Genomic DNA, 15,598 nt, shown 5'->3' with positions numbered 1-15,598 from the left:
TGCCGTGCCCGGACGATAAGCTTATCTAGTCGTAGGGTAGGAGGAGATTTGAAAAAGAGCGGTTTGTTTTTTTATAAATTTACCCTATAAAGATATTTGCATTGTTTTATATGATCATTTAGTATAAACATACGCTATGTTATTGTTCTTTAATATTTCTTATACTTAATATAAAGCTTATGTCGTTAGCCTTAACTATATAGGCTATTTGTGTTTGTATAATGTGTATATTAAAGGCATTATCATTAAACTCTTATTTCACAAGGAGTTTGAATTTATTACCCACTTTCAAGAGATAAATTCAGATGAAAAAATTAAGAAATTCGAAATACTTGGCAAATTTTATGATTGGATTTGGTTCAATCTTAAATGTCTCGCCTGTTGTTTTTCTTTCTACAAATGTAGGTACACCTAGCGATGACAAAGCTAATTTGCAAAAAGATTGGCAAGCTGTTGGCGGGTACTTATATAAAGCAATGGAAACCCTAGAAAATGAGCGAGCAACATTCAGCAGAAAAAGTTGAGCAGTCAAAACAAGCAAAGGAAATAGTTGATACCGTAGCGGCGACACCAGAATTGTTGACACAGGTGTTACAAACTCCGCAAGCGGCAGGGCTTATTTCAATAATGGTTCAACAGCAAAGCATTAGCCATTCAGGTCCATTACCAATGGCTGATGATATGCGGAAATATAATGAGGTTATTCCGAATGGAGCTGACCGAATTATGAAACTGGCAGAAAATGAACAGAAAAATCGCTACGCTATTCCTAAATGGTCCTTATTTTTAAAAGGACTAGGTCTAGTCTTTGCAATGGCAAGTGTTGCATTAGTTGTTTGGTTTTGTTTTGAATTAATAGCTAAAGAACAGTATGGGCTTTCTGTTACTGTGATGATTAGTGTATTAGTCGCTTTAGCGGGTGTTTTCGCTGTTGGTAAAGTGATCATGCCGAGATCAGATAAAGATAAAATAGAGGAATAACATTAATCTGGTTTACAAAGGTAGATATCATTTGAAATCAATTGGTTATGTTGTGTAGGGGCGTATTACATACGCCCCTAATTTTATCCTTATTTTTAAACCCCACCAAATCCCTAGCCGCAAAGCGGCTGAACCATGCGTAACCGGGTACGGCGTTGCCGTGCCCGGACGATAAGGTTATCTATCCGGACGAACGGGTTATCTAGCTGGCCGACAGGGTTATCTACCCAGCCAGTTAACACATCTGATAAGTGAACAATAGCAGAAAGTTAATGCAAAATGATGATGATTTCCTTATACTAAAAATTCAACGCTTTATACGATTGGCTGATTTATAACTTATTTAGAGGTAGGTATGACTTTAGAGTTAAATGAAATTCCTTCAACATATGAGTTTTGGGGAGTTAAGGGAATTGATAGAGTATCCATCAAACTCGACCCAACCAGTAAAATAAATGTATTTATTGGAAATAATGGTGTTGGTAAAACGAAAACTTTAGAATGTTTATATCAGGTTTTATTATTTTCTAACACAAAATATGATTATCCTTTTGATTTTTCAGACAGACTGGCCTTTTCTAAAGCGAGTATCAATGGTTTAAATTTTCTAGAAACAGATGGTGTCTATCATATAAGCAATACGAATAAATTTATTTCTTCTCCTGTTGTTTATATTCCTGCACAAGATAGAGGATATATAAATGAAAAGAATATTGATAGTATAACGCCGTTAGGTTCATATGAAGAACGTAAAAAGCAATACTTCCGTGACTTGTATTCATATATGGGGCATACCAATAAAGCATCTATTACAGAATGGTTTATCCAACGAGCAATGTCCACAAATGATTATCAAAGAGGAAATGATAATAGAGAGATTGAATTGCTTTCGGTATTAAATGTACTAAATAAAATTGATAGTCGCATTAGTAATGATAAGTCCTCTTTTTCTATTCCTGGTGGTAACTCGGTTGAATTCACAATAGATGGGCAAAAGAGAAAGTTACAAGAGCTTAGCACAGGATTTGCTTCATTAATTAGAATTGCGCAATCAATTATCTCGGGATACTCCTTTTTCACCAATTCTCGTGATATTGAAAATGAAAAAGGTGTGGTAATCATAGATGAAATTGAAAGCCACTTACATATTAGCTGGCAAACTCGAATATTGCCAATATTAAATAGTATTTTCCCTAATACAACCTTTATTATTGCAACGCATTCATCGTTAGTGCTATCTCAATTATACAATGGAAAAGCGTATCAACTGGTTAATGAAAATGGTGTAGTTGTAAATAAAGAAATAAATAACCCAAGTAATGAAGCGTTTATTGACCTACTGTCCACAGCATTTAATGTGAATTTGAATGATATTAAATTAGCGAATATTCAACCTGAACGTTATAAAAAACAGCAGGAACAATTATTCAATATTTTAGGCATTTCTGAGTAGGTGATAAATGTATAGAGTGTTATTAGATACAAATAAGATTATCAATATACTAAAAGGTAATGAAGCAGATGTTAAATGGTTGAAAGAAAAATATCAGCAAGGAGATGTCTTATTCTTCACAACCCCTTTAATTCGGCACGAAGTACTACGTTTTTATGATTATTCTAAAGAGAGTGAAACGGAATATCAAAAAGCAGAGGCGTTTTTATCTAATTTAGAAATTATTGATATTAGTAAAGAGATTACCGATGTCGCGACTGACATTTTTAGATACGAAAGAACTCAGTTTTCAGAAAGATACCAAAGACAGCCTGATGGAACAGAAAAACGTCTTGATAAATATAATTTTGATACAATGTATGTTTCTACGGCGAAATATTCTCAATTAGACATGACCTCGAATGATGGAGATATACCAAAAATCGCCTCGTTATATGATAATATGATTGCATGGAAAAATAAGCAAAAAGCCCTTTAATTTTATCCTTATTTTTAACCCCACCAAATCCCCAGCCGCAAAGCGGCTGAACCATGCGTAACCGGGTACGGCGTTGCCGTGCCCGGACGACAGGATTATCTAGCCGGACGATCGGATCCCCCAGCCACAGACAGGGGCGTATGCAATACGCCCCTACAAACCAAAGAAAAATATCATTTAAAATCAATTGGTTATATTGTGTAGGGGCGTATTGCATACGCCCCTTATGTTATCGTTATTTTTAAACTCCAACAAATCCCCCCACAGACAGGGGCGTATGCAATACGCCCCTACAAGCCAAAGGAAAATATCATTTTAAATCAATTGGTTATGTTGTGTAGGGGCGTATTGCATACGCCCCTAATTTCTATGCGTAACCGGGTACGGCGTTGCCGTGCCCGGACGACAGGGTTATCTAGCCGGACGACAGGATTATCTCGCCCGACAACAAGATTGACAAATCACCATAAAAATCAAAAGCTTACTTGAAGAAGAAGAAGAAGAAGAAGAAGAAGAAGAAGAAGAAACTGGTTGGACATTTGTATTATTTTTGATAAAATTTAAAGTAGTTTGACTTGTATCAAGCTAACGTATAAGCCTGAGCTTGCACGATTAGCGCGAATTTTTGTGTTATCAAGTCGTTAAACTATTTTTGCAATGTATGAAACGTATGTAACGTGTACGTTCATTAGAAGTTGCGTTTTTATATTGTAATTAATTTAAGTAGGTTTTGGATTTGGCTCGCCAAATCTAAGATAAATATCTAAAGCGATGTAAAGCTATAGGAATTTTATGAATAAAATTTATAAAACCAAATATAACGCTACGACAGGTACTGTTGTAGTGGTCTCGGAGCTTGCTTCAAATAAAGGCAAAACTTCGAGCAAGAGCGAGGGCGGTGTCCGCCGCTCGCGCGCATTGCGTAATGCCGTATTGGCGGCACTGGGTAGTTTTGCCTTGGCTCAGCCGGTGTTGGCAGCGGGATTGTCATTAGTGCCGGATCAAAATGGTGTGGCGTTAGCATATGACGATCCGGATAGTATTGCAAACGCGAAAGCGACCGAGCGTTATAGTATCGCTGTCGGTCGTGCGAATGCTGAAGGCATGTTCTCGTACGCCCTGGGTTCTGACGCCATTGCACGTTCAGGTACTACCCAAGCGGACGTAGAAAGTGCCGTAGGTGGCGCAGCGACTGCGATTGGTAAGCAGGCTCATGCTTTGGGTAAAAATACTACTGCAATCGGTGTGAATGCAAAAGTATATGCTGGCTCTACAGCAACTGCTGAGCAAGGGGCAAATAACGCTACTGCCATCGGTACTCAAGTATCAGCGCAAAACTTTGGAGCGACTGCGATTGGTTATATCACCACTGCTACAGGTTACAGATCGGTTGCTGTCGGTTCAGACGGTACGACAGCCAGTGGTGCAGAATCTACCGCATTGGGTTATCAAGCCCGTTCGGCTGGCGCAGGCTCTGCGGCTATCGCTGACCGCGCTGCAGCAAATGGATCTGCGGCTGTGGCAATCGGTCAGCAATCTAATGCAAATGGCACGCAAGCGACTGCAGTAGGTGCAGGTGCGGTTGCAACCAACGATCAAGCAACCGCGCTGGGTGTGCAAGCTGAAGCGCGAGGGGTGCAATCTATAGCTATCGGCAGACAAGCTAACGCTTCGGCAGATAACGCTATCGCTATCGGCTTTACATCTAGCGCTTCAGGTGCAGGTGCTATCGCAACAGGTCCAGCGGCAAATGCTTCAGGCGGTTATGCAATCGCCATCGGTCGCCGTGCGGTAGCCAGCCAAGACAACGCTGTCGCACTGGGTTCAGAATCTGTAACCCGCGGCGCCTCTAACGCTACCACTGCTTATTTGCCGGATAGTAATGGCGACACCATTACTTACTTAGGCTTTGCCGGTGTCGTGACTGCAAACAGCGGTCGTGTGGTCTCTGTCGGCACTGTAGGCGGTGAGCGCCAAATCCAAAACGTCGCAGCTGGCGAAATCTCTGCAACTTCTACCGACGCCATTAACGGCTCGCAGCTGTATGTTGTGGCAAGCGCTCTTCAGCCTCGACCAAACTACCTGCACGTCAATGATGGCAATAACGATGGCGGCGATGCAGACGCCAACTTAGCCCTGCCTCACGAAGCAGGCGGCGCACGTAACAATGGTGCAATCGCAGTCGGTGTGAACGCCCAAGCTCAAGGCGGCGACCGCTCAATCGCCATTGGTTCAGGCGATAGCGATAACGACATCGCTGCAGCGCGTGCAAACGGTCAAGAAGCCGTCGCCATCGGTGGTAGAGCAAATGCCAACGGTCAAGCTGCCATTGCGATGGGTTCAAATGCAACGGCTTCAAATGCCAATGCCATCGCCATCGGTACCAATGCCTTTACACAACAAACCCAAAACATCGCCATCGGTCTTAATACTCAGGCAATCGGCAACAACTCCATGGCCATCGGTCCAAATGCGCAGGCAAATACCGATGCTGAAGCTGCCTTGTCAATCGGTCCGAATGCACTAGCGACAAACGAAGTGGCAATCGCCATCGGTAAGAATACAGTTGCCAGCGGTACTCGTGCCGTTGCAATGGCTCAAAACGCACAGGCTACCGGCAGCTACGCTATCGCCATCGGTAATAAGACAGAAGCGACTCACGGCAATGCCATCGCCATGGGTAGTTATGCAGATGCCATGGGCGATTACGCTGTTGCAATCGCTTATAACTCAAAAGCTACCGCACAAGCCGCTATTGCCGTCGGTAGGACTGCCAATGCCTCAGGTGTGGACGCTGTCGCAGTGGGTCGTGAAGCGAATGCTACTGCAGAAGACGCTACCGCACTCGGTCGTGGTGCGAATGCGAATTCTAAGAATTCTGTCGCCTTGGGTGTAACTTCTCTTGCTCGTGAAGCTGATACTATCGCTGTCGGTAACGGCGCTCAAGCCACTGCAGCCAATGCCATCGCATTCGGTCGCAGCGCCATTGCTTCACAAGCACGTTCTGTCGCATTGGGTGATAACGCAACGACTGTTGCCCCAGTGGCTCCAAACACTGTGACGGTCAATGGCGTAACCTATAGCGGCTTCGCAGGCAATTCGCCTATCGGTACGGTGTCTGTCGGTCGTGCAGGTGAAGAGCGTCAAATCCATAATGTCGCCGCAGGTCGTATCAGTGGGACTTCTACCGACGCGATTAACGGCTCGCAGCTGTATATGGTCGCCAACGAAGTGGGCAACCGCATGGCGTCATTCACCACAAGCGTAAACGGCACAAAAGCCGAAACCATTAACAACAAAAACAACGATGTAAACTTCGTTAATGGTAATGCCACCACCGCGCGTAATGTCAATAATCAAGGCGATATTACCTTTGATGTCAAAGTAGATGGCAAAACCATGAATGTGGTGAACGGTCAGCTTGTTGCCAGCAACACCCAAGTGGTAGCCGGTACAAACACCACAGTTACCAATACAGCCGCCAACGGTAATCCGCCGATTTACAAAGTTGATTCGCGCGACACCGTTTTGACCGGTTCTCAAGGTGTGGAAGTAACCGGCGGTACGCTGGACGACAGCAAGATCCGTACTTATAACGTAGCGGCAAAAGTGGACGGCACAACCATCACCATCAATAACAACGGTGAGTTGACCGCAGCCAGCTCTACGCCTGAGACGACAGACTTGACTGTTTCAGACGGCAAGGTAAATGCGCCGGCTGATAACACCAAGCTGATTACGGCTGCCGAAGTGGCTGAGACCATCAACCAATCAGGCTTTAACCTGACTACTTCTAAAACCGGTACAGGCACAGTAACCGGCACAAGCAACGAGCTGGTCAACCCGGGCGAGACCGTTACCGTTGAAGCAGGTAATAACATTGCCATCACCCAAGCGGCTGGCAAAGTTACTGTGGCAACGTCAATGACGCCGACCTTTGATAAGGTAACGATTAACAACCCAACCATCACCAGGCCGACTGCCGAAGCGCCAGCGGTTCAAAGACCAAACGTGAATATCAATAACGCGGCAACCATCGGCGATTTGCTGAACACTGGCTGGAACCTACAAGGCAATGGCGAAGCCAAAGATTTCGTACAACCATACGAAACCGTAAACTTCAAAGACGGCAATGCTACCACTGCGGTTGTAACCACAGACGGCACAACGTCTAACGTAAGCTATAACGTCAAAGTGGACAGCAGCACCATTACCATTGATGACAATGGTCAGCTGACTGCGGTTATTCCTGAAATTCCATACGGCGGTGTGGTAGCTGCTGAAGAAGTCGGCACAATCGCTGATGTAGGCGACACCCCGGGTTTTGTTACCAGCGATAACTTGGTAGATACCATCAATGCGTCTGGCTGGAACGTAACCGCCGCTGGTGCAAACGCAACAGGCAGCAAGAACGAGCTGATCAACCCAGGTGAGACCGTTACCTTCCAAGCTGGCAAAAACATGACTGTGGTGCAAAGTGGCAATACCTTCACTTATGCGACCCAAGACGATGTGAACTTTAACAGCGTACAGTTTGGCAATAACGGTCCTAAGATTACCAACAACGGCGGCAACATCAACATCGCTGCACCAGATGGTTCACCTGTACGTATCACAAACGTCGCCCCAGGTAAAGACGGCACTGACGCGGTGAACGTGGATCAGTTGAAAGCACACCGTACTGAAGTGAAAGGTGGTACAAACATCGCTTCTGTAACTTCATCAGAAGACGCAGACGGCAAGATTACCTATACCGTTAATGCAGACGGCGCAAGCGTATCTGCCGGCTCTGATCGTGTAACGGCAACAGCAGGTCCTAAAGCGGCTGGTACTAACATCACCGACTACGCCGTAGATCTGTCGCAAGCCACCAAAGATAAGATTGACAGCGCCATGCAGTCATTCACCACCAGCGTGAACGGTAACGTTGCCGAGACCATTGATAAGAACAACAAAGACGTTAACTTCATCAACGGCACAGCAACCACGGCGCGAGACAGCGGCGGCAACATCACCTTTGATGTAAACGTAGATGGCACAACCATCAGCGTAAAAGACAACAAAGTCTCTGCCAACACCACTGATTTGACCGTAAACAACGGTAAAGTCAATACGCCTACCAATACTGACGCGCTGATTACCGCGAACGAAGTTGCCGAAACCATCAACAACTCTGGTTTCACCTTGACAACTTCTAAAACCGGTACAGGCACGGTAACTGGCACAAGCAACGAGCTTGTAAACCCAGGTGAGACCGTTACCATCGAAGCGGGTAACAACATCGAAGTCACTCAAGCAGCAGGTAAAGTCACCGTTGCAACGTCAATGGCACCAACCTTCAACACTGTGACGATTAACAATCCGAATATCACTACGCCTACACCGAATGCACCGGCTGTACCTGCGCCAAATGTGAATATCAATAACGCGGCAACCATCGGCGACGTATTGAACACCGGTTGGAACCTGCAAGGCAACGGTAAAGCGGTTGATTTCGTACAACCATACGAAACCGTAAACTTCAAAGACGGTAATGCTACCACTGCAACCGTAACTTCAGACGGCAAGACTTCTACTGTGAAGTATGACGTGAATGTGGACAACAGCACCATTACCATTAATGGCGATGGTCAGCTTGTTGCGAATATTCCTGAATTGCCACCGATTGGCGAAGTGGACGCAAATTCAGACGGCTCTATCGCTGACGCAGGCAGCACGCCGGGTGTGGTTTACAGCGATAACTTGGTTGACGCAATCAACAACTCAGGCTGGAACGTAACCGCCGCTGGCGCGAACGCAACCGGCGCAAGCAACCAGTTGATTAACCCAGGTGAAACCGTTACCTTCCAAGCCGGCAAAAACATGACGCTGGTGCAAGATGGTAATACCTTCACTTATGCGACTGCTGACGCAGTGGACTTCACGTCTATCACGGTAAGCGATGGCGATACATCGACTGCTCCGATTACCATTAACAACAATGGTATTGATCTGGGCGACCGTCCGATTACTAATCTGAAGTCTAACCTGCCGGATACCTACAACCAAAACGTGTACAACACGACTAAGCAGGCAACTACTGCTTCCCAGCCATTGCCAACCAACCTGACGCTGACCAATGCGGCAACTGTAGGTGATGTGTTGAACGCGGGCTGGAATCTGCAAGAAGACGGCGCAGCCAAAGACTTTGTGAAGCCTTACGATACCGTAAACTTCGCACATGGCACCGGCACGACTGTTAATGTAGATGTGGATGCCAACGGTGAAGTATCAACCGTGAAGTACAGCGTTAACGTTGACAATAAGACCATTACCACTCGTCCGCAAACTGACGACAATGGTGATGTGATTACCGACAACGAAGGCAATCCGCTGACTGAGCTGACGGTTAACACTACCAAGATTTCTGCCAACCCGATTGGTACGGTAAGCGTAACCGGCGACACCACCAGCCTGGCAACCGCAGGCGATATCGCCAATGCGATTAACGAGTCTGGCTGGAACGTAACTGCTGCCGCAGGCAACGATGGCGCAGGCAACGAGTTGGTAAAACCGGGCGAAACCGTTACCTTTGACGCAGGTAAGAACATGAAGCTGACCCAAGCAGGTCAAAGCTTCACTTATGCGACTGCTGACGATGTGAACTTTAACAGCGTACAGTTTGGCGATAACGGTCCTAAGATTACCAACAACGGCGGTAATATCAACGTGGCTGGTCCAAATGGCGAGCCTGTGAAGATTACCAACGTGAAAGCTGGCGAAGATGACAACGACGCTGTGAACGTGAGCCAGCTAAATAACACCGTAGCCACTTCTAAAGAAACCGTGGTTTCTACAGATAAGTCTGTTGCTGTTACTACTGGCAAGAACGCAGACGGCGCGGCTGAGTTTGACCTGTCTGTCAATGTAGATGGCACAACCATCACAAACGGCAGCAATGGTCTGCAGGTTGTTACCACTGACCTGACCGTAACAGGCGGTAAGGTGAATAACGCTGGCAATACCACAAGCCTCATCACGGCTGACGAAGTGGCTAAGACCATCAACGAGTCCGGCTGGAATGCACAATCAGCAGGTAACTTGGCTACAGGTAACCAAACCGGTACTACCTTGGTAAGCCCAGGTGATACCGTAACCTTCGCTGCTGGCAAGAACTTGACCGTTCAACGTGTTGGCAATACCTTCACGTACGCAACCAAAGATGACGTTGAGTTTAACAAAGTAACGGCTAACCAAGTGAATGTAGGCCCTGTAACCATCAGCAATACTGGTATTGACATGGGTAATACACGTATTACTAACTTGGCTCCGGGTGTTCTTGATGACGATGCGGTGAACTTGAGTCAGTTGAAAGCAGCGCGTACTGTGGTTCAAGTAGGTACAAACATTGCCTCTGTAACTCACGATATTGATGAAAAAACCGGTAGATATACCTACACCGTCAATGCTGATGGCGCAAGCGTGTCTGCCGGCTCTACCCGTGTAACTGTTACCCCAGGCAAGAAAGGTGCCGACAACGTAACCGATTACGCAGTAGATCTGTCGCAAGACACCAAAGACAAGATTGACAACGCTATGTCGTCATTCACTACCAGCGTAAACGGCAACCGTGTTGAAACCATCACCAATACCAACAACGACGTTGGCTTTGTGGACGGCAATGCAACAAAAGCTAAGGACGACGGCGGCAACATCACCTTTGATGTGGTCGTAGATGAAAAAACCATCAATGTCGTGAACGGCAAGCTGACTGCTGTGATTCCTGATGTGAAAATTGACACGACGGATCTGACAGTAACAGACGGTAAAGTAAATGCTCCAGCAAATACGACCGCACTTATCACAGCAGCGGAAGTGGCGAGTACCATCAACGAGTCAGGCTGGAACGTTACTTCTGCCAAGACTGCTGACGGCGAGCTGGGCGCTACAGCGACAGTTGAGCTGGTACAACCAGGTGAAACGGTAACCTTCCTCGCCGGTAAGAACATGAAGCTGACCCAAGACGGTCAAAGCTTCACGTACGAAACCAAAGATGAGGTAGAGTTCACTACCATCACAGTAGACGGTGGCGACACCACCACAGGTCCTGTAATCATCACAGGCGACGGCATCAACATGGGCGGAAACCCGATTACCGACCTGAAGTCCAACCTGCCGGATACGTACAACACCAATATCTACAATATTGGCGGCCAACCCGTAACCAAATCGCAAGAACTGCCGTTGACGCTGAATGTAAACAACGCAGCGACCGTAGGCGACATCCTGAATTCAGGCTGGAACTTACAAGGTAATGGCAAAGCAGTTGACTTTGTGAAACCTTACGACACGGTGAACTTTGCGAACGGACGTGGTACAACCGCAACTGTTACGACTGACGCTAACGGCGAAGTATCTACCGTTAAGTATGACGTAAATGTTGATGGCACAACTATTACTGTTAATAACAATGGTCAATTAACTGCAGTGCCTCAGGCAGACACCACAGTTGTTCTTCCGGGTTCGAATGTGGTTGATGTAACCAAAGATGCTGCTGGTCGTTGGACGATTAACGCTGAAGGCACTAACGTGAGAGCGGGTGCAAGCGGTAATGTTGTGGTGACAAGTAATGGTCGAGATAGCCAAAACGACGTGAATTACGTTGTTGACATCGCACGCGATCTCAACGTGGATAGCGTAACAACCGGTAATACGAAGATCGATAACAACGGTCTGACCATTAACGGTGGACCAAGCGTCACGATTAACGGTATCGACGCAGGTGGTATGAAAATTACCAATGTTGCACCAGGTACTGATCCGACTGATGCGGTAAATGTCAGCCAGTTGAATCAAACTGTTGCAGGCGCGAAAACTGAAGTTGAAGCAGGTAAAAACGTAACAGTCACCACCAAAACAGGTGCGAACGGTCAAACGATTTACACTGTAGCAACTGAAAATGATGTACACTTTAACAGCGTACAATTCGGTGATATTTCGCCGACTGGTGAGCGTACAGGCCCATCAATCCAAGCGAACAACAATGGCGATATTCAAGTGGGTAACCCGCAAGGCGAACCTGTGAAAATTACCAATGTGAAAGCAGCGGATTTAAGCCCAACTTCAACAGACGCAGTTAACGGTAGTCAGTTATATGATACCAACACCCGAATCAGCGGCGGCTTAAACTTTGCAGCGGATTATTCAACTCGCTTCAACCGTCAATTGGGTGATACTGTGACCTTTAGAGGTGGTGCAGATCAAAACGCGTTAACAGATAACAATATCGGTATTATTGCGAATAACGGTACGATTGATGTTAAATTAGCGAAAGATCTTAAAGGCTTGAGCACAGCTGAGTTCATCGATCCGAATGGCAATGTAACCAACGTTGGCGGTAATGGTGTGACCATTACTCCAGCGGGTAATACTGAACCATCACGTGTGGTTAGCTTGACTTCTGGCGGCTTAAACAACGGCGGTAATCGTATTACTAATGTTGCGCCAGGCGAAGACGGTACTGATGCGGTGAACGTAGATCAATTGAAAGGTGCTGTTAATAACATAGCAGGTAACATCAATAAAGTTGATCGTAATGCGCGTGCAGGTATTGCTGGTGCATTAGCAACCGCAGGCTTACCACAAGCTTACTTACCAGGTAAATCACTCTTCGCCGTTGGCGCAGGGACATATCGTGGTGAGAGTGGCTTGGCAATCGGCTTGTCTAGCATCTCTGATGGTGGTAACTGGATCATCAAAGGAACTGCGAACGCAGATTCTCGTGGTCACTTCGGTGCGTCAGCAGCGATCGGTTATCAGTGGTAATTCGTAGGAACAGGGTATCCCCCTGTTCTTATTGAGATTGCTATCCAGTATAATTCGTAGGAGCGGGTGCACTCCGCTCTTATTGAGATATTGCTATCCAGTATATTTTGTAGGAACAGGGCTTGCCCTGTCCTTATTGAGATATTGCGATCCAATATTTAGGAAACAATATGAAAAAAATAAATGCTTTTAAATTAGGGTTTTCTGTGCTTGCACTAAGCGTATTGACCGCATGTGCAACAAAAAGTAACGTGAAATCAGACGGTACGACAGATGAACCTGTATTTCCTGAACCATACTCATTAACATTTAATAATGATCGTGGTACTTTCCCAACAACTGATGAGTTGGCGCAAGTAAAAGCAGGTTTAACTAAAGATGAATTATATAAATTACTCGGTCGCCCACATTATGATGAAGGTATGTTTAATGTGCGTGAATGGGACTACTTATTCCATTTCCATACACCGGGTGTGCCACTTGATCCAGACAATACCGCAGGCGTGCCTGATGTAACAACCTGTCAGTTCAAAGTGATTTATGACAAAGATAAATTTGCTCGTAGCTTCTTCTGGAAACCTGTGTTCCCGAAAGATGCGGTTTGTCCTCCAGGTCACAAACCAGGCGGTCAACGCTATACAATTGATGCCGATGCATTATTCGATTTCGATAAGAGCGGCACAGGCGATATGAACGCTGCAGGTAAAGCAAAATTAGACGAATTTGCAGCAAAAGTACGTACTTTTGACCGTCTAAATTCTATCCGCATTGAGGGTCATACCGACCGTTTAGGTGGTGTGGAATATAACTTACGCTTATCTGAACGCCGTGCAGAAACCGTTCGCCGCTATTTGATTAGCAAAGGTGTACCTGCTGGTGTGATGAGTACAGTTGGCTATGGTAAAGCACGTCCAATTAAAGAATGTGCAAATAGCTTACCGCGTAATGAACTTATCAAGTGTTTACACCCTAACCGTCGTGTAGAACTTGAAGTTGATGGTTCTGGTAAGTTGTATTAATCTAATCTGATACTAAATCCCCCTGCTTAATTGCCACCTAAAGGCAGATTATGCAGGGGGATTTTTTTCATCTGAACCTGTCTAATCGGTACAAGGGTAGGGCGTATGTAATGCGTCCCAACAAAGAAATATTAAATATCTTTAAAATCAATAGGTTATAAGGGTAGGGGCGTATTGCATACGCCCCAACAAAGAAATATTAAATATCCTTTAAAATCAATAGGTTACAAGGGTAGGGGCGTATTGCATATGCCCCTATTTCTATACGCAACCGGATACGCTTCGCCGTGCCCGGACGGGAGGGTTTCCCCGCTACAGATAGGGGCGTATGCAATACGCCCCTACAAAGAAACATTAAATATCATTTAAAATCAATTAGTTACAAGGGTGTGGCGTATTGCATACGCCCCTACAAAGAAACATTAAATATCATTTAAAATCAATTGGTTACAAGGGTAGGGGCGTATTGCATACGCCCCAATAAAGAAATATTAAATATCATTAAAATCAATTGGTTATGAGAATAGGGGCGTATGCAATAACGCCCCTTATGTTACCCTTATCCCTTTAAAACCCAACAGATCCCCAGCCGCAAAGCGGCTGAGCTATGCGTAACCGGGTACGGCTTTGCCGTGCCCGGACGGTAGGGTTTCCCCGCTACAGATAGGGGCGTATGCAATACGCCCCTATTTCTATACGTAACCGAATACGGTTCGCCATGCCCGGACGATAGGGTTTTCCCGCTGCAGATAGGGGCGTATGCAATACGCCCCTACAAAGAAACATTAAATATCATTTAAAATCAATTGGTTACAAGGGTAGGGGCGTATTGCATACGCCCCTATTTCTATACGTAACCGAATACGCTTCGCCGTGCCTGGACGGTAGGGTTGTCTAGCCGGAAGGCGGAACTAATGCGTTTTATATCAAGAATGTGTGGTTTAAGGGGTAATAGAAATATTAAGTCCTAATGCATAGATGACTTTGGCAACAGTCTCAAAACGTGGCTTGCTACCACTTTTTAATGCATTATAGAGGTTTTCACGCCCTAAACCTGTTTTTTGTGCAATATCTGTCATGCTTCTTGCCCTTGCAATATGACCAATTGCACGGATAAATTCATCACTATCACCGTTTGCTAAGACTTGTGATAAATATTCACTGATAGCCTCTTCGGAATCAAGGTATTCAGTGATATCAAAGGGTTTAACTTCAATTTTGCTCATTGCGTGATTCCCAGTTATGATTTAATGTGAAAATTGTATTTATTTCGATACACTTATGCAAGTATTATTTCCATTTGATTGAGAGATAAATCAAATGTTTGGTTTGTACACTGATACAAAAGAAATATTAAATATCATTTGAAATCAATTGGTTATGAGAATAGGGGCGTATGCAATGCGCCCCTTATGTTATCCCTATCCTTTAAAACCCAACAGATCCCCAGCCGCAAAGCGGCTGAGCTATGCGTAACCGGGTACGGCTTCGCCGTGCCCGGACGATAGGATTTTCCCGCTGAAGATAGGGGCGTATTGCATACGCCCCTTATGTTACCCTTATCCCTTTAAAACCCAACAGATCCCCAGCCGCAAAGCGGCTGAACCATGCGTAACCGGGTACGGCTTCGCCGTGCCCGGACGATAGGGTTTCCCCGCTACAGATAGGGGCGTATGCAATGCGCCCCTTATGTTATCCCTATCCTTTAAAACCCAACAGATCCCCAGCCGCAAAGCGGCTGAGCTATGCGTAACCGGGTACGGCTTCGCCGTGCCCGGACGATAGGATTTTCCCGCTGCAGATAGGGGCGTATTGCATACGCCCCTTATGTTATCCCTATCCCTTTAAAACCTAACAAATCCC

Annotated in this window: 7 protein-coding genes and 2 pseudogenes; 8 read left to right on the top strand and 1 reads right to left on the bottom strand. The window is 45.6% G+C overall.

The features are described from left to right. Positions 1–305: 305 nt before the first annotated feature. The 8 genes and pseudogenes from CVP05_RS04625 (at position 306) to CVP05_RS04600 (ending at position 13,735) form a co-directional block, all read left to right on the top strand. Entirely contained in the window at positions 306–524 is a 219-nt protein-coding gene (locus CVP05_RS04625; RefSeq protein WP_133118701.1) for a hypothetical protein, read from the top strand. Further along, complete coding sequence (locus CVP05_RS04620) at positions 493–981, top strand: DUF2335 domain-containing protein (RefSeq protein WP_100288415.1); 489 nt, start codon at positions 493–495, stop codon at positions 979–981. Before CVP05_RS04625 ends, CVP05_RS04620 begins: the two co-directional genes overlap by 32 nt. A gap of 355 nt (positions 982–1,336) precedes the next feature. Next, positions 1,337–2,434, top strand: coding sequence for an AAA family ATPase (locus tag CVP05_RS04615; protein ID WP_100288414.1), 1,098 nt, complete (start codon positions 1,337–1,339; stop codon positions 2,432–2,434). 7 nt (positions 2,435–2,441) lie between these two features. Continuing rightward, complete coding sequence (locus CVP05_RS04610) at positions 2,442–2,912, top strand: PIN domain-containing protein (RefSeq protein WP_100288413.1); 471 nt, start codon at positions 2,442–2,444, stop codon at positions 2,910–2,912. Positions 2,913–3,704: 792 nt separating this feature from the next. Then, positions 3,705–4,733, top strand: a pseudogene (locus tag CVP05_RS12925) (ESPR-type extended signal peptide-containing protein); the annotation flags it as partial. Between the two features lie 156 nt (positions 4,734–4,889). Continuing rightward, positions 4,890–4,968: pseudogene (locus CVP05_RS12920) on the top strand (YadA family autotransporter adhesin); the annotation flags it as partial. Beyond that, on the top strand, positions 4,962–12,716 hold the full coding sequence (locus CVP05_RS04605) for a YadA-like family protein (protein WP_479928750.1): 7,755 nt from the start codon (positions 4,962–4,964) through the stop codon (positions 12,714–12,716). The pseudogene CVP05_RS12920 and the gene CVP05_RS04605, both read left to right, overlap by 7 nt. Positions 12,717–12,886: 170 nt before the next feature. Then, positions 12,887–13,735, top strand: coding sequence for an OmpA family protein (locus CVP05_RS04600; protein WP_100288411.1), 849 nt, complete (start codon positions 12,887–12,889; stop codon positions 13,733–13,735). A gap of 941 nt (positions 13,736–14,676) precedes the next feature. On the opposite strand, the gene CVP05_RS04595 is transcribed toward CVP05_RS04600, so the two are convergent. Beyond that, the gene (locus tag CVP05_RS04595; RefSeq protein ID WP_100288410.1) at positions 14,677–14,961 is read right to left on the bottom strand and encodes an addiction module antidote protein; all 285 of its coding nucleotides are present in this window, start codon (positions 14,959–14,961) and stop codon (positions 14,677–14,679) included. Positions 14,962–15,598 lie beyond the last annotated feature (637 nt).

The organism is Conservatibacter flavescens, assembly GCF_002795425.1.
In the GTDB taxonomy this organism is placed as follows: Bacteria; Pseudomonadota; Gammaproteobacteria; order Enterobacterales; family Pasteurellaceae; genus Conservatibacter; species Conservatibacter flavescens.
The sequence above is the reverse complement of the archived record's forward strand: the minus strand, read 5'-3'. Positions and strand labels throughout refer to the sequence as shown.

Excerpts from the sequence above, each read along its gene's own strand:
- CVP05_RS04620 (WP_100288415.1), top strand. The coding sequence starts at position 493 with ATGAGCGAGCAACATTCAGCAGAAAAAGTTGAGCAGTCAAAACAAGCA.
- CVP05_RS04600 (WP_100288411.1), top strand. The coding sequence starts at position 12,887 with ATGAAAAAAATAAATGCTTTTAAATTAGGGTTTTCTGTGCTTGCACTA.
- CVP05_RS04595 (WP_100288410.1), bottom strand. The coding sequence starts at position 14,961 with ATGAGCAAAATTGAAGTTAAACCCTTTGATATCACTGAATACCTTGAT.
- CVP05_RS04615 (WP_100288414.1), top strand. The coding sequence starts at position 1,337 with ATGACTTTAGAGTTAAATGAAATTCCTTCAACATATGAGTTTTGGGGA.
- CVP05_RS04610 (WP_100288413.1), top strand. The coding sequence starts at position 2,442 with ATGTATAGAGTGTTATTAGATACAAATAAGATTATCAATATACTAAAA.
- CVP05_RS04625 (WP_133118701.1), top strand. The coding sequence starts at position 306 with ATGAAAAAATTAAGAAATTCGAAATACTTGGCAAATTTTATGATTGGA.